The organism is Bacillus sp. 11B20, assembly GCF_056098985.1.
In genome coordinates this window covers 273530-299789 of sequence record NZ_JBLZWZ010000005.1, presented here as the reverse complement: position 1 = coordinate 299789, position 26260 = coordinate 273530, and the positions used below count along the sequence as shown (strand labels likewise).

General features: G+C 43.6%; 24 protein-coding genes. 9 read left to right on the top strand and 15 right to left on the bottom strand.

Translation table 11 applies throughout. The annotated features are described in order from the left end of the window. Positions 1 to 96: 96 nt before the first annotated feature. The 3 genes from ACN6NB_RS02090 to ACN6NB_RS02080 all read right to left on the bottom strand — a co-directional run bounded on the left by ACN6NB_RS02090 (position 97) and on the right by ACN6NB_RS02080 (position 3191). On the bottom strand, positions 97 to 1218 hold the full coding sequence (locus ACN6NB_RS02090; RefSeq protein ID WP_474253210.1) for a mannitol-1-phosphate 5-dehydrogenase: 1122 nt from the start codon (positions 1216 to 1218) through the stop codon (positions 97 to 99). 1 nt (position 1219) lies between these two features. Then, positions 1220 to 1654 (bottom strand): PTS mannitol transporter subunit IIA, encoded by a 435-nt coding sequence (locus tag ACN6NB_RS02085; RefSeq protein ID WP_012008933.1) that lies wholly within the window; start codon positions 1652 to 1654, stop codon positions 1220 to 1222. Positions 1655 to 1748: 94 nt separating this feature from the next. Continuing rightward, entirely contained in the window at positions 1749 to 3191 is a 1443-nt protein-coding gene (locus ACN6NB_RS02080) for a PTS mannitol transporter subunit IIBC (protein ID WP_039176553.1), read from the bottom strand. A gap of 507 nt (positions 3192 to 3698) precedes the next feature. Here ACN6NB_RS02080 and ACN6NB_RS02075 point away from each other — a divergent pair. From ACN6NB_RS02075 to ACN6NB_RS02065, 3 genes are all read left to right on the top strand, one after another. Further along, on the top strand, positions 3699 to 5333 hold the full coding sequence (locus tag ACN6NB_RS02075) for a copper resistance CopC/CopD family protein (RefSeq protein WP_341083194.1): 1635 nt from the start codon (positions 3699 to 3701) through the stop codon (positions 5331 to 5333). A gap of 16 nt (positions 5334 to 5349) precedes the next feature. Continuing rightward, positions 5350 to 5964 carry a YcnI family copper-binding membrane protein gene (locus tag ACN6NB_RS02070; protein ID WP_041089100.1) on the top strand — a complete coding sequence of 205 codons (615 nt, stop codon included), beginning with the start codon at positions 5350 to 5352 and terminating at the stop codon, positions 5962 to 5964. Positions 5965 to 6130: 166 nt separating this feature from the next. Beyond that, complete coding sequence (locus ACN6NB_RS02065; RefSeq protein ID WP_058837334.1) at positions 6131 to 6727, top strand: NAD(P)H-dependent oxidoreductase; 597 nt, start codon at positions 6131 to 6133, stop codon at positions 6725 to 6727. 44 nt (positions 6728 to 6771) lie between these two features. On the opposite strand, the gene ACN6NB_RS02060 is transcribed toward ACN6NB_RS02065, so the two are convergent. The 3 genes from ACN6NB_RS02060 to gabT are packed head-to-tail and all read right to left on the bottom strand — an operon-like array spanning position 6772 to position 10867. Next, entirely contained in the window at positions 6772 to 8166 is a 1395-nt protein-coding gene (locus ACN6NB_RS02060) for an NAD-dependent succinate-semialdehyde dehydrogenase (protein ID WP_106025693.1), read from the bottom strand. Continuing rightward, positions 8141 to 9529, bottom strand: coding sequence for an APC family permease (locus ACN6NB_RS02055; RefSeq protein ID WP_144490732.1), 1389 nt, complete (start codon positions 9527 to 9529; stop codon positions 8141 to 8143). The genes ACN6NB_RS02060 and ACN6NB_RS02055 overlap by 26 nt, the downstream gene beginning before the upstream one ends. A 21-nt stretch (positions 9530 to 9550) precedes the next feature. Beyond that, complete coding sequence (gene gabT / locus ACN6NB_RS02050; RefSeq protein ID WP_144490731.1) at positions 9551 to 10867, bottom strand: 4-aminobutyrate--2-oxoglutarate transaminase; 1317 nt, start codon at positions 10865 to 10867, stop codon at positions 9551 to 9553. A 109-nt stretch (positions 10868 to 10976) separates the two neighbouring features. Between gabT and gabR the strand changes: the two genes are divergently transcribed. Next, on the top strand, positions 10977 to 12401 hold the full coding sequence (gene gabR, locus ACN6NB_RS02045) for a MocR-like transcriptional regulator GabR (RefSeq protein WP_126682209.1): 1425 nt from the start codon (positions 10977 to 10979) through the stop codon (positions 12399 to 12401). Between the two features lie 31 nt (positions 12402 to 12432). On the opposite strand, the gene ACN6NB_RS02040 is transcribed toward gabR, so the two are convergent. After that, on the bottom strand, positions 12433 to 12744 hold the full coding sequence (locus tag ACN6NB_RS02040; protein WP_126682231.1) for an ArsR/SmtB family transcription factor: 312 nt from the start codon (positions 12742 to 12744) through the stop codon (positions 12433 to 12435). A gap of 137 nt (positions 12745 to 12881) precedes the next feature. On the opposite strand from ACN6NB_RS02040, the gene ACN6NB_RS02035 reads away from it, so the two are divergent. The 5 genes from ACN6NB_RS02035 (at position 12882) to ACN6NB_RS02015 (ending at position 18275) form a co-directional block, all read left to right on the top strand. Further along, entirely contained in the window at positions 12882 to 13259 is a 378-nt protein-coding gene (locus ACN6NB_RS02035) for a hypothetical protein (RefSeq protein WP_039176531.1), read from the top strand. A gap of 138 nt (positions 13260 to 13397) precedes the next feature. Continuing rightward, the gene (locus ACN6NB_RS02030; RefSeq protein WP_228280305.1) at positions 13398 to 14264 is read left to right on the top strand and encodes a TetR/AcrR family transcriptional regulator; all 867 of its coding nucleotides are present in this window, start codon (positions 13398 to 13400) and stop codon (positions 14262 to 14264) included. A gap of 16 nt (positions 14265 to 14280) precedes the next feature. After that, positions 14281 to 15714: an MDR family MFS transporter gene (locus tag ACN6NB_RS02025; RefSeq protein ID WP_107164135.1), complete on the top strand. Its 1434-nt coding sequence runs from the start codon at positions 14281 to 14283 to the stop codon at positions 15712 to 15714. Positions 15715 to 15888: 174 nt separating this feature from the next. Beyond that, positions 15889 to 17265: an aspartate kinase gene (locus tag ACN6NB_RS02020; protein WP_144490729.1), complete on the top strand. Its 1377-nt coding sequence runs from the start codon at positions 15889 to 15891 to the stop codon at positions 17263 to 17265. A gap of 164 nt (positions 17266 to 17429) precedes the next feature. After that, positions 17430 to 18275 carry a GAF domain-containing protein gene (locus ACN6NB_RS02015; RefSeq protein WP_039176521.1) on the top strand — a complete coding sequence of 282 codons (846 nt, stop codon included), beginning with the start codon at positions 17430 to 17432 and terminating at the stop codon, positions 18273 to 18275. A gap of 38 nt (positions 18276 to 18313) precedes the next feature. Here the strand turns inward: ACN6NB_RS02015 and ACN6NB_RS02010 are convergent, their stop codons facing one another. The 8 genes from ACN6NB_RS02010 to ACN6NB_RS01975 all read right to left on the bottom strand — a co-directional run bounded on the left by ACN6NB_RS02010 (position 18314) and on the right by ACN6NB_RS01975 (position 26255). Continuing rightward, complete coding sequence (locus ACN6NB_RS02010) at positions 18314 to 19741, bottom strand: sensor histidine kinase (protein WP_106025697.1); 1428 nt, start codon at positions 19739 to 19741, stop codon at positions 18314 to 18316. Further along, positions 19731 to 20423 carry a response regulator transcription factor gene (locus ACN6NB_RS02005; protein ID WP_058837326.1) on the bottom strand — a complete coding sequence of 231 codons (693 nt, stop codon included), beginning with the start codon at positions 20421 to 20423 and terminating at the stop codon, positions 19731 to 19733. Before ACN6NB_RS02005 ends, ACN6NB_RS02010 begins: the two co-directional genes overlap by 11 nt. Before the next feature lie 537 nt (positions 20424 to 20960). Then, positions 20961 to 22295: an MmgE/PrpD family protein gene (locus ACN6NB_RS02000; protein ID WP_474253209.1), complete on the bottom strand. Its 1335-nt coding sequence runs from the start codon at positions 22293 to 22295 to the stop codon at positions 20961 to 20963. Continuing rightward, positions 22286 to 23443 carry an amidohydrolase gene (locus ACN6NB_RS01995; protein WP_327842294.1) on the bottom strand — a complete coding sequence of 386 codons (1158 nt, stop codon included), beginning with the start codon at positions 23441 to 23443 and terminating at the stop codon, positions 22286 to 22288. The genes ACN6NB_RS02000 and ACN6NB_RS01995 overlap by 10 nt, the downstream gene beginning before the upstream one ends. Before the next feature lie 33 nt (positions 23444 to 23476). Beyond that, positions 23477 to 24223: an amino acid ABC transporter ATP-binding protein gene (locus ACN6NB_RS01990; RefSeq protein ID WP_039176505.1), complete on the bottom strand. Its 747-nt coding sequence runs from the start codon at positions 24221 to 24223 to the stop codon at positions 23477 to 23479. Positions 24224 to 24235: 12 nt separating this feature from the next. Next, the gene (locus tag ACN6NB_RS01985) at positions 24236 to 24910 is read right to left on the bottom strand and encodes an amino acid ABC transporter permease (protein ID WP_024427305.1); all 675 of its coding nucleotides are present in this window, start codon (positions 24908 to 24910) and stop codon (positions 24236 to 24238) included. A 24-nt stretch (positions 24911 to 24934) separates the two neighbouring features. Then, complete coding sequence (locus ACN6NB_RS01980) at positions 24935 to 25729, bottom strand: amino acid ABC transporter substrate-binding protein (RefSeq protein ID WP_024427304.1); 795 nt, start codon at positions 25727 to 25729, stop codon at positions 24935 to 24937. Positions 25730 to 25751: 22 nt separating this feature from the next. Further along, on the bottom strand, positions 25752 to 26255 hold the full coding sequence (locus ACN6NB_RS01975; protein WP_060699768.1) for a GNAT family N-acetyltransferase: 504 nt from the start codon (positions 26253 to 26255) through the stop codon (positions 25752 to 25754). Between the last annotated feature and the right edge of the window lie 5 nt (positions 26256 to 26260).

Here is a 26260-nt window from a genome sequence, read left to right as displayed (position 1 = left end):
AATTCCCCCTTACTTTATATATCGTCAAGCTGGGGAAAGTATTAAAAAAAGCCATAGAAAAAAATCCCTTTCGCACGTTGGAAAGGGATGTTCAAATTATCGAGTTGCTTCTTTAATAATGGCTTGATAAAGATCGTCTGTTGGCGAGAGTCCACATACCTCTTCCAGCACAACTTCAATGCCTTTTTCTTTTCGTAATGCCTGCAGACGAACAGCTTCTTCATCTTCAGTAAAGTCGTAAGCCAAAGCTGCCACGATGCCTTTAACTAAATACTGTGGCTGTTTGATCTTTTTCGCTGGACCGATTAAACGGTCATCTGCTCCGAGCTTTCTGAGTGGAGAGCGTGCGACACGCGTGACTTCATCAGAGATAAAGGCATTTTCAAATCGTTTAATGATTTTTTGAATATACGCATCATGTTCTTCTTTTTGAAAGCCATATGTGTCGATTAAATAACTGCCTGTTTCGTGAAGTGCACCTTCGACCACTTGACGAATCTCTTGTGTATCGACAGCTTCTTTAATCGTTTGCACACCTTTCTCGTACCCGACATAAGCAGCTAGTGCATGTCCTGTGTTGACAGTAAAGAGTTTACGTTCAATAAATGGCGTCAAATCTTGTACAAAGGTCGCTCCGTCAATTTGAGGAACGTCTCCAATAAAGCCTGTCTCATCAATCACCCACTCGAAAAATGGCTCGACTGATACTTTCAATATGTCCTCATGGTGCTGAATTGGGACAATGCGATCAACCGCAGCGTTTGGAAAACCTACTGTTTGTGACAGCGCTTCTTGTTCATCAGCTGTTAAATGAGAGACAACGGCTTTCTTTAAATGAGAGCTGCCGCCAATCATATTTTCACATGCCACAATGTTGATGATATGATCAGGCTTTTTCTGTTTTAAACCTTCAGCAATCGACGAAGCAATGATGTTCAAAATGGCTGGTCCAACAGCTGTTGTAATGAGATCAGCTGTTGCAATCGCCTCTATTAAAGCAGCTGGATCTTTTGCGGAATTGATGGCTGACACAGGACCGACTACTTCTTGCTGCTGCCCTGGTGCTGCGAGTTCAACCGTGTATTCTCCTTTTTCATTCAGCTCGTTGATGACCGCTTCATTTACATCGGTAAAAACGAGCTCAAATCCTGATGCTTTTAACAAAGACCCGATAAACCCTCTGCCAATATTTCCTGCTCCAAAATGAAGTGCCTTCATGTTAGTTCACCTCGTTAAAGATGGCGATCAGTTCATCCTGATCCTTTGCATGAATGATACGCTCTACGTTTTCTTCTTCTGAACAGACAATCGCAATTTGAGAAAGAATATCGAGATGCTCATTGTTTTTACCAGCGATGCCAAATACAACTTTAGCAATATTCCCCTCGCCGTATTCAACGCCGTCTGGAATTTGGATAATGGAAATCCCTGAATGAAGGACAGCCGCTTTCGCATCCTCTGTTCCATGAGGAATGGCAATTCCGTTGCCCATAAATGTAGAAGAAATATTTTCTCTTTCAAACATTTTGTCAACATAATCACTTGTGACATAACCGTTCGCCACTAAGACTTCGCCTGCTTTTTTAATGGCTTCTTCTTTAGAGCCCGCTTGTTCGTTTAGAAAAATATTGTCTTTTGAAAGTACTTGTTTCATGAAAGATCACACACCTTTTTTAGAATAGAAAATCAGAAAACAACCAAAACGGGGAGTTCAATTAGAAAAATTGGACTCAACCCGTTTCGTCATGTTATTTTTTCAATTTCTCAATCAGCTCATCGTATTTCGGACTGTTTAAGAAATTATCAACTGAAATATGCACAGCTCCTGGCAGTTTTGCCTTCGCTCTATCTGTTAAATCTTTATGAGTAAAGACTACATCGGCATCATCTGGAATGTTGCTGATGGATGTATTTGTCACATCAATATCAAGCTCTGCCTTTTTGACTTTATTCTTTAAAACGGATGCGCCCATCGCACTTGATCCCATTCCTGCATCACAGGCAAAGATGATTTTGTTCACGTCATCTGGATTGATCTCATCTGGAGATGCTGCTTGCTCGCTTGCTTCAGCACCTTCTTTTTGTGCTGTAAGAGCAGCTGCTGCTGCACTTTTCTTGCCTTTCATGTCTTGCATTTTTTCTGTTGCTGCTGTTAAGTCTTCATCCACTGCTTTAGACGCTTTCAAAATGACAGAAGCGACAAGGAATGATACGACCGCTGCCACGACAACACCTGCTAGAACGGCAAGGTGGCCGCCTTTTGGTGACATGAGCATAAGAGCGATGATGCTTCCTGGTGACGGCACAGCCTTTAAGCCTGCATTTAACAGTGTAAAAGTTAGAACGCCGCTTGCTCCCCCAGCAATTACCGCTAAAATGAGCTTTGGCTTCATTAAGATGTATGGGAAGTAAATCTCATGGATTCCCCCTAAGAATTGAATGACAATCGCACCCGGTGCAGACTGCTTTGCTGTCCCTCTTCCAAAGAACATGTAGGCCAGAAGAACACCGAGACCTGGTCCTGGGTTTGTTTCAAGCAAGAACAGAACGGATTGCCCTGTCTTCGCCGCTTGCTCCACCCCTAATGGACCTAAAATCCCTTGGTTAATCGCATTGTTTAAGAACAATACTTTTGCTGGTTCAATGAAGATACTTGCCAGCGGAAGTAAATGTGCATTGACAATGATATCTACACCTGCCGCAAGGGCTTTATTTAAACCTAGAACCACTGGGCCAATGGCGTAGAAAGCAATGGCGACTAAAATGGCACCTAGAATACCTGCACTAAAATTATTAATCAGCATTTCAAAACCTGATCTGATTCGGTCTTTAAACAGCTGGTCGATTTTCTTAATGAGATACCCGCCAAGCGGTCCCATGATCATCGCACCTAAAAACATTGGGATGTCCGAACCGACAATAACCCCGATCGTAGCGGTTGCACCGAGTACCCCGCCTCGATGGTCATATACGAGCTTCCCGCCTGTGTAACCGATTAAGAGCGGCAGCAAGTAGTTGATCATTGGACCAACAAGTGTATTTAATTGTTCATTTGGAAAATAACCACTTGGAATGAACAATGCAGTGATGAGTCCCCAAGCGATAAACGCTCCAATATTCGGCATGATCATACCGCTTAAATAGCTTCCAAAGCGCTGTACTTTTACGCGAAATCCGCTTTTTTCCTGCATCTATGAAAACTCCTTTCTTCTCTCCCTTTATTTAGGGCTTTATAGGTCAAAAGATATAAGAACAAGATTCAGTGAAGCCCTTATGCCTATCGTAAAACGCTTTCACTTTCTCATCAATTGAAACTAAATGTCACTTTGTCACATCGTGTGTGACAAAATTGAAAAATGATGTGAATCCTCTGTCAGATCTCAACATATAATGGGTGGAAAGCTTGATATGCCGTTGTTTTCACGCAAAATTCATGGGAATTTCACAACTTTCAAATGGTCACTTCTTGTTTCCTCTTCTTAAATCGAATAGGCTTATAATTGATCAAACCTATTCAATTAAGAAATGTCTGCGCAGACATGACACAGAAAAAGTGAACCATCTTGCTATTTGTTTCGTTTACCTTTTAGAGAGGGCGGTACAATAGAAGGAGCGGTTTTTTCTGTGACTCACAGTTTACTGCCGCTTTCTTTCTGATACATGAGACATTTTCATAGGTAGAAAGGCGGTTATTCACCTTGTTTAAAAATAGTCAGTGGCTTCTGCTTCTTATGGTCATGTTCGCTTTTTTCATTCCAAAGGAAGCATTTGCTCACGCATACGTCGTGAGCTCGAACCCAGCGGCAAATGAAGAGCTGGATCAGCAGCCTCCTTCAGTCTCGATCACATTTAGTGAAGGTATTGAAAGCGGGTTTCATGCCATTAAGGTGCTAAATGCAAAAGGTGATCGTGTGGATAAAGGAGATACGGTCATTAAAGATCAAAAGATCATGGGAGCGGCTTTAAAAAAGAATTTACCTAAAGGGATTTACACCATTCAGTGGAATGCGGTATCAGCGGATGGACACTCTGTCTCTGGCATGATTCCGTTTAGTATTGGAAAAGCGGCTGGCGGTTTTGACCAATTAGAGCAAGGTCAGACGGATGAATCCATTGATGTGGCTTCAACTATTGATAAAGCCTTTCTTTATACGTCATTCAGCTTATTCCTTGGCACCATTTTGTTTGGACTGCTTTGGTTCAGGGCAGCGATTTCACCTGTATTGGCGAAACGAATGAAGCGGCTTTTGACATTGTCATTGATCATGATGGGCGGAGCACTTGTGTTCCAGCTGCCGATTCAGACAAAATCAGCGGCAGACGTGTCCTTTTTTGGGGCATTTCAGCCTTCGCTTTTACAAGAAACGATTGCGTCCACTTCTGGCGGTAGTCTGTGGATGATGCTTATGGCGTCATTTGTACTTCTCACCATCTGGACAATTGTGGCGATGAGAAAAGGGGACTTCTCTTCTTTTCGTGTTTGGCTGTTTCCACTGCTTCTCTTCACAGTGCTGCTTTGGCTGAAAGCACAAATCGGACATCCAGCCGCAACAGACAATAAAATACTCACAACATCACTTGATTTCATCCATCTCGTCTCTGCTTCGATTTGGGTCGGTGGTTTAACAGCCATTGTCCTTCTTTTGATGAAGAAACTGCCAAATGAAGATGAGCCGCTCATACGGAATACGCTAGCAGCATTTCATCCTTGGGCACTGCTCTCTGTTGGACTTATTGTGTTTTCAGGATTTGTGAATGCCATCTTTATTTTGCAATCGTTTGATGCTCTTTTCCAATCAGCATACGGACGCACCTTTTTAATCAAGCTTGGTTTATTTATCATCATGGGCCTGCTTGGACTTATGCATTACTTGATGCTGAGATGGGAAAAAAAGCAGAAACGCAGCGTTTCGTTACGAGCTGAATGGATGATCGGGATCGCCATTTTGTTATTAACGGCTGTCTTTACTAATATTCCGAGCCCTCCTCCGCCTGCACCTGAGCCTTTCTTTGGCGCAAATCAGGTCGAGCATCGTGACATTGTGTCCTTGAGCATTACCCCGAATGCCCCGGGGAAAAACTCATTCGAAGTGGCATTTACAAAGAAGAATGGTGAAACGATGACTGATATTCAATCTGTGACAGCCAAGATTCATAAGGTGGCTTTATTCGGTGATGAGACACCAAGTGAATTTCAGCTGAAACGATTAAAAAATGGTCATTTCTCTGCTGAAAATCTCTTATTAAATGAAAAAGGCACATGGAAAATTGAAATCCATGCGTTAACTGGTTCTTTTGAGAATATCGATACCACCTTTATTAGAAGAAACTAAAAGGAGTTCATCACATATGAAAAAATACGTTAAAGCTTTATTACCAATGCTTCTCGCTTCATTTTTATTGGCGATTCCTGTGAGTGCGCACGTAACAGTCAAGCCTGATACGTCTGCGACAAATGCTTGGGAGACCTATACATTAAAGGTTCCTTCTGAAAGTGACAGTCCAACGACTAAGGTTGTCGTGACAATTCCTAAAGGCGTAGAATTCCAGCAATATGAGCCTGTACCTGGCTGGAAAACGTCAACTGAAGAGAAAGATGGCAAGGTGACAAGAGTGACTTGGGAGGCAACTGGTAAAGGTGTGCTTGCTGGACAATTTCAGCAATTCGTTTTTGTAGCGAAAAACCCTGAAAAAGCTGGTGAAGCTGCATGGGATGCGTATCAATATTATAAGGATGGAACAGTCGTTGAATGGACTGGCGATAAAGATGCTGATAAACCTCATTCCATCACAAACATTGTGGCATCTAATACCGTAACGGATTCACATGGTCAAGAAAAACCCAAAGAAGAGAAGGCCTCTGAAACAGCCTCTGCTTCTTCCTCACCACTTGTCCTTGGTCTGTCCATTGCTGCTCTAGTCGTGGCACTGATTGCACTGGGACTTGCTTTTAGAAAAAAATAAAAGCTGTATGAGCGATCGTTTTCTTAGAAACGATCGCTTTTTCTTCCTTTACACATTTAAAAATCAATTATTTTCCATTTTCCCAACTTGTTATTACCAATATAGGATTGAATAGGATAAATCCACATGCCATAATGAGACAGATGACCACATAGGAGGCTATGAGATGAACCATGTAATCATTTTTGCTCATCCCCAGCAAAGCTTAAATCAAACCTTATTAGATCTTGTTGTGAGCACTCTATTGAACAATGGTCATAAAGTGACTGTTCGTGATGTCTATGCGCTAGGTTTTCCGCCAGAGCTCACCATTGCAGAAAAGGCTGCGATCAAATGCGGTGATGTTCCGATCGACATTCAAAGAGAGCAGAAGCTGATTCAGCAAGCCGATGTGCTGACGTTTATTTTTCCAATATGGTGGACAGGCTTGCCGGCTATGCTAAAGGGCTATGTAGAGCGCGTCTTTTCTGAGGGCTTTGCTTATCAGAAGAATGAGCATGGAGTAATTGAAAATTTACTTCGGCACAAAAAAGGGGTCATTATCAACACGCACGATGCCCCGAGGAATTTTCTTGATTCCAATATGAGCTTCTCCTCCTCTCATCACATGACAACGGATACAGAAGTCTTTAATCTTATTGGGGTTCAGCCTGTCGAACGGCTTTTGTTCAGCAGTATGGAACAGGCATCTGCAGATTACATACATGAAATTCTGAAAGAAACGAAAGAAACGGTGGACCAGCTTTTCCCGCCGGCTGTATAACATAAAAAAGACTGCTGAGATTCCTCAGACAGTCTTTTTCACGTTTATTCGTCTAAACCAATAGATACATATTTTGTTTCTAAATATGGTTCGATTCCTTCGATTCCGCCTTCTCGCCCTATCCCGCTCTCTTTCATACCGCCGAACGGTGCTTGGACAGCTGATGGACCGCCATCATTCCAGCCAATAATTCCATAATCGAGATGTTCGGAAATGTAGAGCCCGTTCCGATAATTTTCTGTAAAGAAATAAGCTGCAAGGCCAAAAGGTGTATCGTTGGCTAATTCAATTGCCTCGTCTAACGTTTTGAATGTTGTAATCGGCGCCACTGGACCAAAGGTCTCTTCATGCATAATGTTCATTGAAGTGTCCACATGTGTAAGAACCGTTGGCTGGACAAAATAATATGATTTGTCATCGTCGAAATGCGTATCGCCGCCAACAAGAACTTTCGCCCCTTTATCCACTGCATCTTGAATTTGGCCGACAATTTTATCAAAGCCGCGCTTGTTGATAATTGGACCGATAGATGTGCCTTCTTCAAAGCCATTTCCCACTTTCAGCTTTTCTACTTCTTTGCTGAACCTTTGCGCAAATGCTTCATGAATGTCTTCATGCACAATTAAGCGGTTGGCACAGACACAGGTTTGTCCTGCATTCCGGAACTTAGACGCCACTGCTTGTTTGACAGCTAGTTCAAGATTTGCGTCCTTGTCTACGATGAGCGGGGCATGACCGCCAAGCTCCATTGATACATGTTTGACTGTGCTGGCACTGTTTTTGATCAAATGCTTTCCGACGGGCGTTGAGCCTGTAAACGTGATTTTTCGAATCAATGGACTATCTGTGAAGATTTCACCCACTTCTTTGCCATCTCCGACAACCCATTGCAGTGCATCCTCTGGAATGCCAGCTTCATGACCCAATTTTACTAGTTCAATAGCTGTCAAAGGCGTATCTTCGGCAGGTTTTACAATAAACGTACAGCCTGCTGCAAGCGCTGGGGCTGCCTTTCTCGTAATCATCGCCGCAGGGAAATTCCACGGAGTAATGGCAGCAACAGGACCAACTGGCTGTTTTGTGACGAAAAGGCGTTTGCTTGTCGTATGTGATGGGATGGTTCTTCCGTAGATTCGCTTTGCTTCCTCCGCGTACCATTCAATATAACCAGCCGCATAGACGATTTCCCCTAATGCTTCTTGATACGGCTTCCCGTTTTCTTCTGTAATGATTTTCGCAAGCCTTTCTTTATGTTCAATCATCAGATCAAACCACTTGCGAATGATATTGGCACGCTCATGCGCTGACGTTTTCGCCCATGATTTAAATGCTTTGTGTGAGCGGGAAATTGCGTCTTCGATCTGTTCTTTTGTATGCTGAGCAACTGAAGCAATTTCTTCTCCTGTTGCAGGATTATACACTTTGAGTTCGTTTGTCATGCTCTACCGTCTCCTTCGTTCTTGGATTCATTACATATAGTATATACCCAATGAGTACCCAACCTAAAAGCAATATCCATTCAGCTGGCCAAGATAAGGAGGCCGGCATTCCTGGAAAGTAAAATGAAAGGAAAAGAAGACTCAATCCGATGGCTAGAACGCCTGTCGTCCGCCAATATTTAATGCGGTATGGACGCTCAAGCTCGGGTTCTATTTTGCGAAGTCTCATAAAGGCGATGGACACAATTAAGTACCCGACGATAATTCCGACACCGCCCGCATTGACAATCCACAGGAGGGCAGGACGGCCTAATAATGGAGCAAAAAAGGCCAATGCCCCAAGAAACAAAATCGCATTTGTCGGTGTTTTATACTTTGGATGAATATACGCAAACCATTTGGAAATCATGCCTCTTTCCGCCATGGCATATAGGATACGGCTTGCCCCGATGATAAAAGCGTTCCAGCTTGTCACAATCCCTGCTACACCGCCAATAACCAGCACTGTTCCAAATGCTTGATGACCGAGAAGCTGAACCATGGCATCTGCTGTCGCTAAGGAAGAGGCTTCAAGCTGTCCTTTTGACATTCCAGCAGCTACCCCAAAGACAATAAGCAGATAAAAAACGACCGCGCTTACGATAGAAATAATCAAGATTCTCCCAATGATTTTCTTTGGTGCATGAATTTCCGCTGCTACTTGTGGAATGACATCAAACCCAACGAATAAAAAGGGAATCATGACTAATACCGCCATGAGACCGCCAACCCCGCCTTGAAACATCGGCTCAAGGTTTGCAAAATCTCCATTAAATGTTGCGCCGCCTAAAAGGAGAAAACCTGTCAGAATAATTGCCACAGTGAACACGGACTGGAAAATGGCGGCAGGCTTAGCCCCAATGTAATTCAGTGCTGTTAAAAACAATGCACCGCCAGATCCAATCAATACCCACGTGAAATACACGTCCCATCCACCAATATTCCATAGAAAGCCAGCATGCTTTGTTGGAATCACATAATCAATGACGGTCGGCAAGGCAACAGCTTCAAACGTAATCACGGACACATAACCAAACAATACGCCCCATGCTGAGACGAACGCTGCTTTCATCCCAAATGCCCGATGGACAAAAACGAGCCCTCCTCCTGTCTCTGGAATTGCAGATGAAAGCTCGGCATACGTGAGTCCAATAAAGATCACGAGAATGCCTCCTATCACAAAGGCAATCACACTGCCTAAAAAGCCAGCTGTTAAAATCCAATCTCCCGAAAGTACAACCCAGCCCCAGCCAAGCATTGCACCAATGGATAAAAACAGCACGTCTGACTGCGACATCGTTTTTGCCATTTGTTGTTTTTGCATACAACCATCCCCCTTTGTTGTTTAGCGTGCTTTGAAGGCGTCCTCAATGATCCCTAGTCCCTCGTGAAGCAGCTCATCTGTGATGACAAGTGGTGTTAAAAAGCGAATAATATTCCCATTAATCCCTGCCGTTAATAGAAGCAGCCCGTGATCGTTTGCATATGCTGCAATCGCTGCGGCTGTTTTCTTATCCGGTGTACGTGTTGTTTGATCTTCCACAATTTCAATCGCCGCCATTGCCCCTAATCGACGTACTTCCCCAATGAATGGATACGCTGTTCTCCATTCATTGGCTTTGTCCTCAATGACTTGTCCAATGTGTTCAGATCGTTGATTCAATTGTTCAGTTTCAATGATATCAAGAACAGCCATTGCTGCTACACAGCCTAACGGACTTCCTGCATATGTTCCCCCGAGCTCCCCTGGATCTGCCGCATCAAGCAGTTCTTTTCTGCCAACGACACCACTCAGCGGTAAGCCAGCTGCAAGAGATTTTGACACAGTAATTAAGTCCGGCACCACATCAAAGTGCTCAATCGCAAAGTATTTCCCTGTTCTCGCAAAACCGGTTTGGATTTCATCTGCAACAAAGACAATCCCGTGCTGCTGACAGAATGATGCAACATGCTGAACGAAACGCTTCGATGGTACAATGAATCCGCCCTCCCCTTGGACTGGTTCCATGACCACACAAGCAACGGTTTCTGGTGCAACGGCTGCGACGAAGAATTGATTGAATTGATCAATGATGTACTCGTCGTATGCGGCATCACTTAATCCTTCAGGCTTTTGATAGTAATAAGGGTACGGTGCTTGGTACACCTCAGATGCGAATGGTCCGAAGCCAAATTTATATGGCTTGACCTTGCTCGTCATGCTCATTGTCATATTCGTTCTGCCGTGAAAACCTCTTGTAAACGACACAACGCCCTGTCTTTTCGTATATTTACGGGCAATTTTCACGGCATTTTCAACAGCTTCTGCACCTGAATTAAGGAAAATGGCTTTCTTATCATGGTCTCCTGGTGTGAGGCGGCACAGCTTCTCTGCCAATTCGATATACGATTCGTACATCATCACGTTAAAACCTGGATGAATCAGGCTCTCTGCCTGTGCTTTGACCGCTTCCACCACCTTTGGATGTGAATGTCCTACGTTTAATGTGCCAATGGCGCCTGCAAAATCGATAAATCGCTTCCCATCAATATCGAACAGCTCGGCTCCTTTCCCCTTCGCTGCAAGATGACGGTTGCCATTACTCACGCCTCTTGCGACGTATTGATCTCTTTTCCCCTGCCATTCTTCAGTTGAAAAACGGTTTGTTGTCGTTTGACTCATTGTCATCCATCCCCTTTATATCCTTTTTTATTATTCTGAATATTTTTTGGTATGATAGAAAGTACCAATATCATTTTTTTCATGGTACCAGAGAGGATGGAATGGTGAGATGCTGACAATTCAACTAGATCAAACAGGGCAAAACGGATATATTTATCATCAAATTTATATGAAAATCAAAGAAGAAATCTTAAATCGCAACTTGCAGCCACACGATCAATTACCGTCCAAACGAGAGTTAGCCGATACATTAAACGTCAGCGTTAATTCAGTGAATGGCGCCTATCAGCAGCTGCTTGCCGAGGGGTATTTATACTCGGTTGAGCGCAAAGGTTTTTTCGTGGAGTCACTAGAAACGTTTCATGAATCTGGTCAGCTAAAACCCTCTTCTCTTCCTGTAGATTTAAAGGAAGAACCGATTGCACGAGACGACTGGTATTCCTTTTCACATATCTCCGTCGATACAGCGAACTTCCCATTTAAAAGCTGGCTGAAAAGCGAACAAAAGGCGATCCATCTCCACCAAGATGCCTTCGGTGAGCTTCCGCATCCACAAGGTGTGTATGAGCTCAGGGAAACGATTGCCCGGCTGATCGGACTTGCGAGAGGAGTCAAATGCTATCCAGAACAGCTCATTTTAAGTGCAGGCACACAGTCACTGATCCATTCGTTATCAAGCATCCTTCCAGCCGGTCAAGTATACGGGCTAGAAAACCCTGGCTACCGCCGGCTCTATCAAATGCTGAAAAACAATCATCATCAAATTGAAACGATTGGCATTGATCAAAAAGGTGTGCGGATGAACGACATTTATAAGAAACAGCCGAATGTGTTGATCATCACCCCTTCACATCAATTTCCAACAGGGGTGATTATGCCGATTTCCCGGCGCATTCAGCTGTTAAACTGGGCAGCTGATCAGCCAGACCGTTACATCATTGAGGATGATTATGACAGTGAATTTAAATATGGCACAGACAGCATTCCAGCGCTGCAAAGTCTCGATCGATATGACAAAGTCATTTATATGGGTACCTTTTCAAAATCATTGCTGCCCGGCTTGCGGCTAAGCTATATGGTGCTGCCTCAGCATTTATTGAGACGCTATAAGGAGGAACAGCATTTTTTCATTCAAACAGCTAATCTTTTTACACAATACACCCTTCTTCATTTTATAAAAGATGGGGCGTATCAACGGCATATTAAACGCATGAATGGTTTATATGAGGAAAAACGGAAGCAGCTCATTGAAGAGCTCAATATGGTTTTTGCTGACAATGTGCGGATTATTGGAGAAAATGCCGGGCTTCATTTTATCGCAGAGTTCCGTTCAAATCGGACGCAGCATGAGATTTTACAGCGAGCGAAAGAAAGGAAGCTGAAAATGTACGGTATGGATCGTTTTACCCTTGATGAGCAATTGCCGGGACATCAGCCAGGCTTTGTTCCGCTCGTCCTCGGCTTCTCGCATATGAGGCGAGAGGATATTCAACCGGCAGTGAAACGGCTGTACGACGCCATTTTCGGGAAATAAAACAGCCAGCTGCTCTTCATAGACAGCTGGCTTACCACCGCTTTTTATCTACAGCTAGAATCGATGACATGAGTCCAGGAAAAGCGGTCTCGATGTCTTCTTTTCTTAAAGAATAGTAACGGTGCTTCCCGTCAATTCTCACTTTCACGACGCCTGCCTTCCTCAGCACTTTGAAGTGATGGGAAAGCGTGGATTTGGCAATATTCATCTCATACGTGCCGCATGTCCTCTCCCCCGCTTCTGCCAAGCAGCGGACAATTTCTAACCGGATTGGATCAGCCAATGCGTGCAGCACAGAAATCAGTCTCATATCTTCTTTGTTTGGATGGTTTGGATTCGTCATACGATAAATGTATCGTATTTTGTGCCAACATACAATCTCATTCACCTAAAACTCATGAACTGACTAGGCATGTAACGATTTAACTTCATTCACGTCCATTACTTAAGAAACACTGTATTGAAGGGAAGGAACCTTTTTTGATACGTAACATATGGTTTAGTTTATTGCTCTTGCTGCTCACGTTTTCCTTATGCGCCTGCCAGTCAGTCCAATATCATTCCCAGTCAAAACCACCTAGTGCGGAAGAGTTATTAGCTATGGATCAGCAGGCAGATTTATTTCAATGGGAAGGAACCGTGTATGAAACAAATGTAGATTGGACGACATCCTTACACGTCACAAAACATCAGCAAGTAGGTGTCATTCAGAAAACAGCCGCCAAAAATTTTGAACATGGTACAGCTTCTAGGCTGCAAAAAGGGACCGCTATTTACTCTGTGAAGGAGAGAGAAGACCTTTTGGTCGTTGAACTTCACGGCAAAACAAAAATATATGTCGCACATGCGGAAGGATAAAGTACCTGTCATACAGACGGGTATTTTTTAAGTTCATTTTCTTGTCTTAAGGCATTGGTTTTGTTATGATAGCCAAAGTGACCACTCGGTTTCCATTGTGACCATATGGTTTTGCCGATTCGGAAAGGACTTAAGAAGATGAACGAAAAGCAAGAAGAGATTTTGCGGGTTTCGAAGAAATTGTTTTCTCAAAAAGGCTATATGAGTGTCTCCATGCAGTCAATTGCCGATGCCTGTAAAATATCCAAAGCGTCTATTTATAAACTGTTTGATTCAAAGGAAGCTCTTCTATTAGAACTGATTAAATACAATCAGCGCAAAATGAGAGAGATTTCCCGCATCATTCATTCAGAAACGACGCTGTCCAAAAAGGAAAAATTCACAAAGAAGATCAAGCTTGAGCTTGAAGAGTTTAAAGAGAATCATAAATTTTTGAACATGCTGTCCTTTGAAGCTTTTTCTCAGCATTCGCCCATTGTCATTAAGCATTTACGTGAAACACGCTCCATTATCATGCAGCGGCACAGAGACATTATTTTAAGTACATATGGTGAATCTGTCGCTCCATATGTCTGGGATTTAGTGATTGTTCTCAATGGATTAATGAGAGAATTCATCTTAATGCTGGCGATTGAGCAAAAAAACATCCAATTAGAAATTGCTGCCGAAATGATCATCGGTGTGATGGATCGTGTATCGAAAAAGCCTTGTTCCATTGAACCTGTGTTAACAGACGAGCTGATGAACTCTTATTTGCTTTCCTCACAGGACGAATATGACGAAGAAAAACTTGTCAATTCGTACTTAACAAAGATCAAACAAGAGCTTCACTCATGGCCAAACGGAGAAGAAAAAAATGATCTCCTCTCTGCGTATGAGCTGCTCAATCAGGAATTATCAAAGGACCAACCGAGAACCTTTTTAATCAGCTCACTGCTCGATTATTTAGGCAAAAACAGCGTTTTATCACAAAACGTGTCACAGCTGAAAAGCATCATTTTATAGATAAAGAAGGGATAACATGAACCAATCAACAACATCTTACAATCGATCTGTGATTGTTGGGATTTTTCTCGTTGGGGCATTCGTCGCGATATTAAACCAAACGCTTCTTATTCCAGCGATCCCACATATCATGGAGGACTTCAATATTGAGGTCAGCAAAGGACAGTGGCTTACAACAGCCTTTATGCTGACAAACGGGATTCTCATCCCGATTACGGCTTTCTTAATTGAGAAATTTTCGAGCCGTTCTTTAGTTTTAACGGCACTTAGCATCTTTACAGCCGGTACAATTCTTGCTTCATTTGCTACGAATTTCCCGGTGTTACTTGCAGCGCGTATCGTACAGGCAGCCGGTGCAGGGATTTTAATGCCGCTGATGCAAACGATCTTTTTAACCATTTTCCCAAAAGAAAAACGTGGGCAGGCAATGGGCATGGTCGGACTTGTCATTTCGTTCGCACCAGCGCTTGGACCAACACTCGGCGGCTGGATTGTCGATTCCTTCAGCTGGAAGGCTCTGTTCTATATTGTTCTGCCAATCGGTATCATCGACCTTATTCTTGCTTTCTTCTTAATGAAAAATGTCACACAGCAGCGAGAGACACGTATTGATGTCTTATCTGTCATCTTGTCGTCCTTCGGTTTCGGCGGGCTGCTTTACGGATTTTCTAGTGTCGGCACGTATGGATGGACGAGTGCGACTGTTCTCATTTCGCTGATTGTCGGCGCCGTGAGCTTGTTCTTCTTTATCCTGCGCCAGTCGAACCTAACAAGACCGATGCTTGAGTTTGGCGTATTTAAATTTGCGATCTTTAGCTTAACAACCTTCCTTGGAATGCTTGTCTTTGCTTTATTAATTGGTACAGAGACAATTCTGCCGCTTTATACGCAGAATGTCAGAGGGCTGTCTGCACTTGATACAGGGCTGATCTTATTGCCAGGTGCTCTCTTTATGGGATTCCTGTCACCAATTATCGGACGGATTTTTGATAAAGTCGGCGGAAGAGGGCTCGCATTAGGCGGATTTACGATCCTCACCGTTACCACCCTGCCATTTATGCTGCTCACCCTTGATTCATCGATCGCTCTCATTACGGTCGCCTATACGCTTCGCTTAATCGGGGTTGGGATGATCATGATGCCGCTGACAACGGCAGGTATTAACGCATTACCGCCTCATTTGATCCCGCATGGGACAGCGATGAATAACACGATGAGACAAGTAGGCGGTTCCATTGGAACGGCTGTGCTTGTTTCCATCATGAGCAGCTCTGCTGCAAATGCAGAATTAGCCAATCCATTAAAATCAGCCGTTCATGGAATGAATACGTCATTTTTCATTTCTGGTCTGATTGCAGTCATTGGACTCATCCTCTCCTTTTTCTTAAAGGCAAAACGTGATAACAAAGTGATGAAGCAGGAGATATCTTCCTCCTCGTCTTCTTCATAAGAAAAAGAGCTCGGCATATGGCCGGCTCTTTTTTCATATACTCACACAATACCGTCCTCTCTATAAATACATTTGTATTTCTAGTGAAGAAAAACCTTGATAATTTAAAGAAAAGAGTTGATAATAGGAACTATTCAATTTGTGAGAAAATTTTTACTATAGGAGATGTATGCATTGAAGGTCGTGAAATTTGGTGGCAGTTCACTTGCATCTGGCAAGCAGCTGCAAAAGGTATTTGACATTGTAACAGCAGATCCAGCTCGAAAAGCAGTCGTTGTTTCCGCACCAGGAAAACGGCATTCAACGGATACGAAGGTCACCGATCTATTAATTAGCTGTGGTGAACAATATTTACGTTTAGGCGAAGCACATGATTTAAAGGAAGCCGTCATCGAGAGGTATGCCTCAATAGCGGATGAACTCGGATTAGGTCAAGACATTATCGACACCATCAGGCAAGATCTAGACGCATTATTACAGGCTGATTCATCCCGCCCTGAGTGCTATCTTGATGCCATCAAAGCAAGCGGCGAAGACAATAATGCAAAGCTCATTGCTGCCTATTTCCGCCACCAGGGTGTGGAAGCTCATTATGTGAATCCAAAGGAAGCTGGTTTGTTTGTGAGCGATGAGCCTGGTCAAGCGCAAGTCCTGCCGGAGTCATATGATCATTTGTACAAATTAAGAGAGCGCTCTGGCATTATTATATTCCCTGGCTTTTTTGGCTTTAGTCTAGCGGGAGACATCGTTACCTTTTCGCGAAGCGGCTCCGATATTACCGGCTCCATTTTGGCGAACGGTCTAAAGGCAGATGTGTATGAAAACTTTACAGATGTGGATGCTGTCTATGCTGTCAATCCAACGATCGTTCATGAACCGAAAGAGATTACAGAGCTGACATACCGGGAAATGCGCGAGCTGTCGTATGCTGGATTTTCTGTTTTTCATGATGAAGCACTCATTCCAGCCTTCCGTGCAGGCATTCCGGTTCAGATTAAAAACACCAATAATCCTTCGGCAAAAGGCACAAAAATTGTGAATCAGCGCGATCATACAAATGGACCTGTTGTTGGAATCGCCTCAGATAATGGATTTTGCAGCATTTACATTAGTAAATATTTGATGAACAGAGAGGTCGGCTTTGGTCGTAAGGTGCTGCAAACATTAGAGGAATATGGGCTTACATATGAGCACGTACCTTCTGGCATTGATGATATGACCATTATTTTAAGGCAGGATCAGCTGGAGGAGCAGCATATTGAACAAGAGCTGCTAGACCGCTTAAAGCTCGTGCTTGATGCAGATGAGGTCGTTTTAGAGCGGAATCTCTCGCTGATTATGGTTGTAGGAGAAGCGATGCGTCATAATGTTGGCACAACAGCAAGAGCGGCAAAAGCGCTGTCAAAAGCGAAGGTCAATATTGAAATGATCAATCAAGGTTCTTCAGAGGTCAGCATGATGTTTGGCGTCAAAGCGGCTCAAGAAAAAGAAGCTGTTCAAGCCCTATATGAGGAATTTTTCTCTATGTCTACTGTCCCTGTCTCCCTTTAATCAGCAGGCTGCCAGATCTTAAGATCCGGCAGTCTTTTTTCCTCTCGCCGATTCGAGTTCTCTGCGCATTAAAGTGTATCTATTTCTCGTTTGATTTTGTATGATAGAGACAAATCAACTATCCGTTCCGACCTATGATCGGAGCTACAAGGAGTCCTAAAACAATGCCTCGTCAACAACTATTAAAACAGTTTCGCAATTTTCATGATGCTTCTACTAGTATTTTAAACATGATGAGTCAATTCATTGGTGTGAATACACTGTTTATCGCTAAAAATGATCAAAACACCAATCAAATTGTAAAAGTGTTAAATCATGACGAGCAGCTTCTTGAAGAAGGGGAAGAACTTCCTTACGAAAAGACATTTTGCAAGCTGGCGGTCGACCATCAGGCTACACTTGTGATCCCTGACATTTCGAAAGATGACCGATTTAAATACTTAGAGGTCACGAAAAATCTTCAAGGCGGCTCGTTCATTGGGGTTCCCATTGATTTCACAGATGGGACGAACTACGGAACGATTTGCGGACTTGATGTGAGACCAAATCATTTCACAGAAGAGCATGTGTATATGTTTGAAACGATGGCTTCTTTATTAAGCTACGTTCTCGAGCTAGACCGTGCCAACAGGCAGATTCAGCAATTGTCTGTACCGATCGTACCAGTTGTTGACGGTGTCGCCGTGCTTCCTCTGCTTGGTGATATTGAAGAGACACGTGCTCAGCATATTTTGGAAACCATTTTACAGGAAAGCTACAGGCTGTCGCTCTCTCATTTGGTTATTGATGTATCGGGAACAAAAAGCCTGAATGAACAGAGCATTCAATATTTGGTCAGCTACGCACAAACGCTGAGACTTTTAGGAATTTCAGCAGTTTTAACAGGCATTAAACAAGACCTTGCTTTAAGTGCGATTCAATCCAATATATCGTTTAAAGACATCACCATCCGAAAAGATTTACCGCAGGCACTTGCTCATATTGGGTTAACGTTTACCAAAAATGAATAAGTGGTGATTCACCAAAAAGGGCTAAAATGAACTTCATTTTAGCCCTTTTCTTCTGGAAACGGCAGTCGAATGGTAAATGTCGTTCCATTGTTTTTTTCACTTTTCATATCAATATGCCCTTCATGTAAGTCCACAAGCTGCTTCACGATGGACAAGCCCAATCCGTATTCTCCATACGGTGTATTCGTTCTTGAGATATCCGCTTTATAAAAACGTTCCCATATGTGTTTGACTTCATCTGGCGCAATGCCAATGCCTGTGTCTTCCACTTCAATGATCGTCTCTTGATTTCCTTGTTTTCCTCTTAAGTAAATACGACCGCCTTCTGTGAATTGAATCGCGTTCTTTGTGATATTGACAAGCATTTGAATGAGCCTGTCATAATCCGCATAAACCTTTAGCTTGGGATCAACATCCACGATCAGCTGATTGTTTTTCTCTTCGGCGATTCGGCTCAGCTGCTCTTTCATCACTTCAAATGTGTCAATGAGTGGATAGTGAAATTTCTGAAGGGTAATTTGATTCGATCTAATTTTCTCATAATCCATATTTTCATTGACGAGGCGCAGCATACGTTTTGTCTCGTCAGTAATTAAGGAATAGCATTTCTCTTTCTCTTCTGCTGACACATCCGCTGTGTTCAGCCATTCCACCAGTCCTCGAATGGTGGTCAGCGGAGTTTTCAATTCGTGAGACACATCTGCGATGAATTGGCGTCTGCGCTTTTCGAGCCGGTCAATTTCCTCTCTTGATTGCTGAAGACGCTTGGCCATCATATTAAAATCCTCACCAAGTGTGCCAATTTCATCAAGGTGTTTGTTTTCAAGCTTGATGTTGTAATCACCTTGCGCAATCTTTTCAGTCGCCTCTCTCAACTTTTTGATGCGGTTCACATGAAATTTAGACAAGAACAGGCTGAGAATAAAGGTGATCGTCAGTGCCACAAATACGATGATATACAGATAACGATTCATTTGGGCGATGAGCTGTTCAGCGCCTTGAATCGGGGCAATAAGGACGACTCCACCCTTTAGCTTTCCATCCTCCATGACAGGGAGTGCCACAAGTGATGCCTCTTGATCAAGGCGGCGTGAATCACTTCGCTTGTCAATGATTTGCTCTCCTTTTGAGAGTTTGGCCCATAAATCCTTTGTCAATAATACTTCATGCGGCGGCATCTCTTGCTGCTGAGAGAGAATATCTCCTTTTTCATCAAACACGAAAAAACGAATTTGCCTCGTCGAAAGAATATCTTCAAATGGACGCAGACGAAAGGTCATCTCGCTTTTAGGGAGTCGTTTATAATCTTGCAAGATTTCATTCCCATAGGAGCTCATTTCATTCACTCTGTTTTGATAGGCAATATCTTTCACAAAATGAGATAAAAGGGTGCTGATAATGACAATGGCGATGAGCAATAACCCAAGATGACTGATCAGCAGCTGATAAAAATATTTAATCTTCATCGAACTTATACCCTACGCCCCATACTGTATACAAAAAGGGCTTAGGACCGTCCCCAATTTTTTGGCGCAGCCGTTTAATATGGACATCTACCGTTCGTTCATCTCCATAAAATTGATATCCCCAAATTTGCTCAAGCAATTGTTCTCGTGAAAATACTTGCCGAGGATGCTGAATAAAAAAGCACAACAGATCGTATTCCTTCGGTGTGAGGTTCTCTATTCGCTCTCCATCCAGGAAAACTTCCCTCGTTTTCTTATCCAACTGAAAATGTGCTGTCTCCAGCCGTTCACCCTCATTCACCTTTTCTTGAGTCGTTGTATGAGCAAAGCGTCGTTTCACCGCTCTAATTCTTGCCATCAAGGTGAGTGGGCTAAAGGGCTTGGTCACATAATCATCTGCCCCAAGATCAAAACCAAGCACTTGATCAGATTCGGTTTCCTTTGCTGTCAGCATGATAATCGGAACATCACTGATCTGACGCACCTTTTGACAAATGGTCAGACCATCCATCGAAGGAAGCATGACATCTAAGATGAGCAGATCCCAATTCTCCTCTTGCTGAAAGCGATTCAGTCCTTCTAATCCATCATGAACGAATTCAGCTTGAAATCCCTCTCGTTGAAAAAACATATCCGTCATTGTACAAACACTCTGATTATCTTCAATCATTAATATTTTCATCATCAGCCTCCGCTGCTGCCATTGTTTTTCTTTATGTAGCTTTATTTTACATCTTCCCTCTCAAATCTCAATTGGATTCCACTGTTTTCATGAACTTATCATCGTTTGGTCATCTTTTATTCATACTTTTTGAAAGAACTAATACTGCGGTGAATCACCTGAGTTTTTTGATGATGGAATTGCAGAAGATGGTCAAGATGTTAGTTGAGTTATGATTCAACATTACTTTACAACATATCAAGATGAGGACATTGTCATTTATGGTTCTTTAACTCATGAGGAATTCTCATATATTTAGATAAAGAACTTCCTGACAGTTTATGATAGATCTATTTAAAAAAGCTCATCTCTATTGATGAGCTTTCAGATTGTTGACAAAGGGCTAAAATGATCTTTATTTTAGCCCTTTGTCTTCCTTTCAGCGTGATAGAAAACCTTTGCAGTCTAGGAAGGGCGAGCACCGGAGCGCAAAACTGACACCGAATGCGAGGGTTTGTCTACACGCTGAAAGCTCATCTCTATCGATGAGCTTTTTTATCATGCCAGCAACTTCAAATACGCAGCGTCGTTTCCCTCTTCAACCGCCTGTAAAATCTGCTGTGCTTGTGATGCGCTTGTGACGCTGCTTAACTTTTGTATGATATCTTCTTTCGATAACGCACATCCTGGTGCTCCCTGAGGTACATCAACTCGTTTGCTGATGGTGGTGCCGTCAGATAAGGTGAGCTTCACAATCGTAAAGCGTCCTTTTGGAACAGCATCGGGATGGGGCTCTATCGTTTGATCATATCCTCTGCTCACCCGTTTCATCCATATCCGCATGTCTGATGGAATATTTTTTTTCGTAAAGGCATCCAGCGTAAGCGTCTGTCCAAACACTGCAAGTGCGATGACATATTCGACACTGAATCGTCCTTCTTCCCCAGTCAAAGGTGTTCGTTCAATAAGCGCTGCATCTCCGCCTGGCGGGAATATGACCTCGACCTGTTTTACCTGCTCCGGCAAGAAAGACCGCTCTTTCATTAAGGATTGGATCGCATCTGCTGCATGGTGGGCTGCTGAGCAGAATGGATATACTTTGAACCACAGCCCAGGTGAAACGATACGCCATGTAGAACCATAGCCTTCTAGCAAACGGCTTTCCGCACGCTCCTGATCTCCATAGAGTGAAAAGAAACCGAGTGCGCCATCAAGAGCCGAGTCATTCCCGCCAAAACCTGAACAAGCTAAATCCATAGACCAAACGGCTGTTTTAGCAGCTAAGCCGGCTTGTAATGGTTTCATATCAGAGCCAAATTGCTTTCGCATTCCGGCTGATTGCGCTCCGGCAAAGCCGATTGCTTTCGTCAGTTCTTCTCGTGTGACCTGCTTCAAATAGCCAATCGCACACACTGCCGCAATGGCACCGAGTGTTCCCGTATTATGCCACCCCCGCTCATAATGCGCCTTGCCGATGGATTCGCCAAGTCTTGCCATTACTTCAACACCTGTGATGTAGGCAGCTAAAAACCGTTCGCCATACCCTTTGCCGGCTGTCAGCTGTGAAAGCAGCGCTGGAATGATGACGGCACTTGGGTGTCCTCTCACATCTGAATGGACATCATCATAATCAAGGGCATGGATGAGGTAGCCGTTCAGCATCGCTGCGGATTGGCGACTCACCTTCCTCCCTTGTCCCATGACAGGAATCTGAGCGGCTCCGCCTTCCTTTTCAACAAGCTGCATCAGCTTCTGAATCCCTTCATCCTCTTTCGAAGCAAGCGCTGCTGCCGCAGCATCTAACAGGCCATTTCTAGCCATCTGAATGGCCCGTTCATCTTGCATCGGATCAGCAGAAAGCACTGCCTCTGCCAGTTGTTTTGTTAGCTCCATGATCGAGACTCCAATGCCCGAACGGCAAGCTCAGCAAAGAAGGCAGCAGCAACCGGAAGTGCGTCTTCATTTAAAGTAAACGCAGGGTGATGCCACTCCTTCGTACCACTGGTCCCTATCCATACAAAAAAGCCTGGAATGCGTTCTTGATAAAGGGCAAAATCTTCTCCGCCCGGTGACTGCTCTGCCTGCACGACACGTAAGTCAAGCGAGCCAGCCGTTTCTTCTACTACCTTTGTCAGACGCTCATCATTCATGACAGAAGGCAAATACGGATGCCATCTCACTTCAGCCTCTGCTCCAAATCCCTCTGCAATTCCGCTGACGATTTTTTTCATGAGCTCTGGAATCATCGCTCTTACTTCAGGCTCAAACGTCCGAACGGTTCCTTCCATCTCGACACGGTCGGGAATCACATTCCATGACGTACCGCCTTGAATGCGTGTGATGCTGACAACCGCATGATGCAAGGAGCTGATGCGGCGGCTGACGATTTGCTGAAGGGCACTTGTGATCTGCCCGCTGATGGCAATGGGGTCCACCGTGTGATTTGGAATCCCGGCATGACCTCCCGTTCCTTTAATATCGATTTCAAACCGATCCACACTCGCCATCAATGCTTTTTCTCTAATGCCAATCGTGCCAACTGGAAGGTCAGGTTTGTTGTGCATACCGAAAATCGCATCGACTCCATCTAAAACGCCTGCCTCTATGACGTGTTTCGCTCCTTGAGCAACTTCCTCAGCCGGCTGGAACAAAATACGGACCGTTCCTTTGATCTCGTGTTTCCGCTCCTTTAATAAAAGTGCCGCCCCAAAAATAGAAGCTGTATGGAAATCATGACCGCATGCATGCATTTTGCCCGGTACCTTTGAAGAAAATGGTTCGCCAGATGCTTCTTCAATCGGAAGAGCGTCAATATCGGCTCTCAGAGCAATCGTCGGTCCTTCTTGTTCTCCTTTGATTTCACAGACAACGCCTGTTTGCAGGGCTGGGATATCAAGTACAGTGATCCCTTCCTCTTCTAACCAGCGGCGCAGTTTCTTTGTCGTTTCATATTCTTCAAACGCCAGCTCTGGATGCTCATGAAGCGCTCGGCGAATGTTGATTAAACGTTTGTTTAAAGCTCCATTTCCTATTGATTTCACTGTCAATCACCCCTCTAAAGAATAAAAAGCAGCTTATGCTTCTTCAGCCGCTGCTTCTTTTTGGATAAATCGTTTCGTCCGTTCATTCTTCGTTTCATCAAATAACTCAGTTGGCGTCCCCTGCTCAATAATATGACCATCTGCCATGAAAATCACATGGTCTGCCACTTCTCTTGCAAACGCCATTTCATGTGTGACGATGATCATTGTTGTTTCTTGAATCGCAATGGATTTAATGACTTGAAGCACACCTGAGACAAGCTCTGGATCAAGCGCTGACGTTGGTTCATCCAGCAAAATCGCATGTGGATCAACCGCTAACGCGCGGGCAATCCCAATCCGCTGCTGCTGTCCCCCAGATAATGTGACTGGATAGCTGTCAGCCTTTTGCTCTAGCCCTACCTGCTTCAGCAGTTTCATACCGATTTCATTCGCCTGCTGCTTTGTCATTTTTTTCGTCACAAGCAATGATTCTGTAATGTTTTGCAGTGCTGTCTTGTTTTTAAATAAATTATAGTTTTGAAACACCATGGCCGTTTGTTGACGCAGGTGATGGGCTTCTTTACGTGAATATTTAGACGCATCGAGCTTCGCATCGCCAATTTCAATCGTGCCTTCATCTGGTGTTTCTAATAAATTTAAGCAGCGCAGCAAAGTGGATTTACCGGAGCCAGAAGGTCCGATAATGGCCACAACCTGCCCTTTTTGCACGTCGAGATTGATTCCGTCTAAGACGACAAGGTCGCCGAATGATTTCTTCAAATTGGTGAGCTTGATCATGTCCACACCTCCTTAATTCCGGTAAGGTTTGCTGATTTTTCGTTCAAATAGGTCTTGCAGGAAGCTATAAATGATGGTCATCACCCAATACACAATCCCTACGGCTAAATAGGTTTCAAAGTATTTATAGTTCGCCGATGCAATCATCTTCCCTTGTGCAAACATTTCTGCCACACCAATCGTAAAGGCAAGAGATGTTTCTTTTAAAAGACCAATAAAGGTATTCCCCGTCGCTGGAATCGCATTTCTGATGGCCTGCGGGAAAATAATTCTGACGTAAGACTGCCATCTTGTCATACCGACAGATAAGCATGCCTCAAGCTGCCCTTCATCCACTGAGTTCAGAGCCGCTCTGAAAATTTCTGCTAAGTATGCTGAGTTTTTAATACTTAATCCGATAATGACCGCTGTTAAAGCATCCATTGAGGTCATCGCAGGGAATAGCTGCGGGAGACCAAAATAAATGAGAAAGAGCTGAACCAAGGTTGGAACCGCTCTGAAGAAAGAAATATACAGCTTGGCAAATTGGTATAAAACAGGTATCCGGTTTTTCGTAATAAGAGCGAATACCACACCAATGATAATGGCAAATACCATGGAGACAATCGCCATGAAGATCGTTATCGGCAAGTATTGAAGCAGTGTCGGAAAAACCGTCACCATATACTGCCAATCAATTTTGTTCATGTCTGCTCTTCACCGCCGCTGTTGTTATTTTTTAATTGGCACTGTGACATCGTCTTTGAAATATTTCTCAGACAATTTCTTAAGTGTCCCGTCTTCTCTTAATTCTTTGATGGCTTTGTTAAATTCTTCTCTTAGTTTGTCATGCTTTTTATCTTTCGCAAATGGGTAGCCTACTTCTTCATACACAATTGGGTTGCCTACGATTTTCAGCGGCAGACCTGTTTTTTCAATTTGAGCAAGTAATACACTGCGTCCATTGACATAAGCATCTACGCGGCCATTTGCAACTTCATTTAATACGCCGTCTTGCGTTTCATATGTTTTAATCTTGATTTTCTTATCTGGGTCTTTGCTCTCTAAGTTTTTAGCATGGTTAGAGCCAAGAACCGCCGCCACTGTTTTTCCTTTTAAATCATCAAGACCTTTGATGTCGTTGTTGTCTTTTTTCACGATGATTTGTGTTCCTGCGTATGCGTACGTATCTGTAAAGTTAAATGTTTGTTTACGCTCGTCTGTAATGGCAACTTGGTTTGACACCGTATCGAGCTTACCAGATGTCAGCTGCCCCATTAGTCCGCTGAATTCGCTCAGCTGCCAGTCTAGTTTGTAGCCAAGCTTTTTCGCAATGGCTTCTGTTACTTCAACATCGAATCCGACAAGCTTGCCATTGTCTTTATAAGCGAATGGATAGCTTTGTCCAGTAGCGCCTACTTTTAATACTTTTTCGTCTTTGCCTTCACTTTGATTGTTACCACCGCAAGCTGCTAAAACTGCCAGCATTGCTGCAAAAAGAACGACTAGCCACTTTTTGTTTTTCATGTTCGAAAACCCTTCTTTCGTCTTATGGTTGTGTGATATCTGATCTTAATTGTTTTTTAAAATAAACCGTGATATGACCTTTGCCTAAATCCTTTTCTCCTGCTCTGACATAGCCTTTGCGCTCATACATTTCTACGAGCCACGGGTGCTTATCAGCTGTACCGAGTGACACGTACGGTACCTTTAGTGTATCCCTTAGTACTTCGGTTTCAACCCATTCCAGCAAGGCAGAGCCTGTCCCTTTTTTGGCGGCTGGTTCTGAGGCAAACCACCAGATGTGAGGGACGCCGAACGGTCCTGGCTGCTCTCCCCAAGGCATGCGGAGTGATAAGGTGGATAGAAGCTCTCCGTTTTCTTCCATCACATAGCAAAGATTCTTTTGTACATTATTCTGAACGAGAGCGAAATCGGCATGTGCTGCTTGGAACTGAATGCCGAGCTCACGAATTGGCTCATAGGCTCTTGTTGTTAGTTCAAGCAGCGCCTCTATATCTGCCTCTGTTGCCAGACGAAACGTGTATCCCAACGTTA

Coding starts and splice junctions, on each gene's coding strand:
- ACN6NB_RS02090 (WP_474253210.1), bottom strand. CDS start 1,218: ATGAAGGCACTTCATTTTGGAGCAGGAAATATTGGCAGAGGGTTTATC.
- ACN6NB_RS02085 (WP_012008933.1), bottom strand. CDS start 1,654: ATGAAACAAGTACTTTCAAAAGACAATATTTTTCTAAACGAACAAGCG.
- ACN6NB_RS02080 (WP_039176553.1), bottom strand. CDS start 3,191: ATGCAGGAAAAAAGCGGATTTCGCGTAAAAGTACAGCGCTTTGGAAGC.
- ACN6NB_RS02070 (WP_041089100.1), top strand. CDS start 5,350: ATGAAAAAATACGTTAAAGCTTTATTACCAATGCTTCTCGCTTCATTT.
- ACN6NB_RS02065 (WP_058837334.1), top strand. CDS start 6,131: ATGAACCATGTAATCATTTTTGCTCATCCCCAGCAAAGCTTAAATCAA.
- ACN6NB_RS02060 (WP_106025693.1), bottom strand. CDS start 8,166: ATGACAAACGAACTCAAAGTGTATAATCCTGCAACAGGAGAAGAAATT.
- ACN6NB_RS02055 (WP_144490732.1), bottom strand. CDS start 9,529: ATGCAAAAACAACAAATGGCAAAAACGATGTCGCAGTCAGACGTGCTG.
- gabT (WP_144490731.1), bottom strand. CDS start 10,867: ATGAGTCAAACGACAACAAACCGTTTTTCAACTGAAGAATGGCAGGGG.
- gabR (WP_126682209.1), top strand. CDS start 10,977: ATGCTGACAATTCAACTAGATCAAACAGGGCAAAACGGATATATTTAT.
- ACN6NB_RS02040 (WP_126682231.1), bottom strand. CDS start 12,744: ATGACGAATCCAAACCATCCAAACAAAGAAGATATGAGACTGATTTCT.
- ACN6NB_RS02030 (WP_228280305.1), top strand. CDS start 13,398: ATGAACGAAAAGCAAGAAGAGATTTTGCGGGTTTCGAAGAAATTGTTT.
- ACN6NB_RS02025 (WP_107164135.1), top strand. CDS start 14,281: ATGAACCAATCAACAACATCTTACAATCGATCTGTGATTGTTGGGATT.
- ACN6NB_RS02015 (WP_039176521.1), top strand. CDS start 17,430: ATGCCTCGTCAACAACTATTAAAACAGTTTCGCAATTTTCATGATGCT.
- ACN6NB_RS02010 (WP_106025697.1), bottom strand. CDS start 19,741: ATGAAGATTAAATATTTTTATCAGCTGCTGATCAGTCATCTTGGGTTA.
- ACN6NB_RS02005 (WP_058837326.1), bottom strand. CDS start 20,423: ATGAAAATATTAATGATTGAAGATAATCAGAGTGTTTGTACAATGACG.
- ACN6NB_RS02000 (WP_474253209.1), bottom strand. CDS start 22,295: ATGGAGCTAACAAAACAACTGGCAGAGGCAGTGCTTTCTGCTGATCCG.
- ACN6NB_RS01990 (WP_039176505.1), bottom strand. CDS start 24,223: ATGATCAAGCTCACCAATTTGAAGAAATCATTCGGCGACCTTGTCGTC.
- ACN6NB_RS01985 (WP_024427305.1), bottom strand. CDS start 24,910: ATGAACAAAATTGATTGGCAGTATATGGTGACGGTTTTTCCGACACTG.
- ACN6NB_RS01980 (WP_024427304.1), bottom strand. CDS start 25,729: ATGAAAAACAAAAAGTGGCTAGTCGTTCTTTTTGCAGCAATGCTGGCA.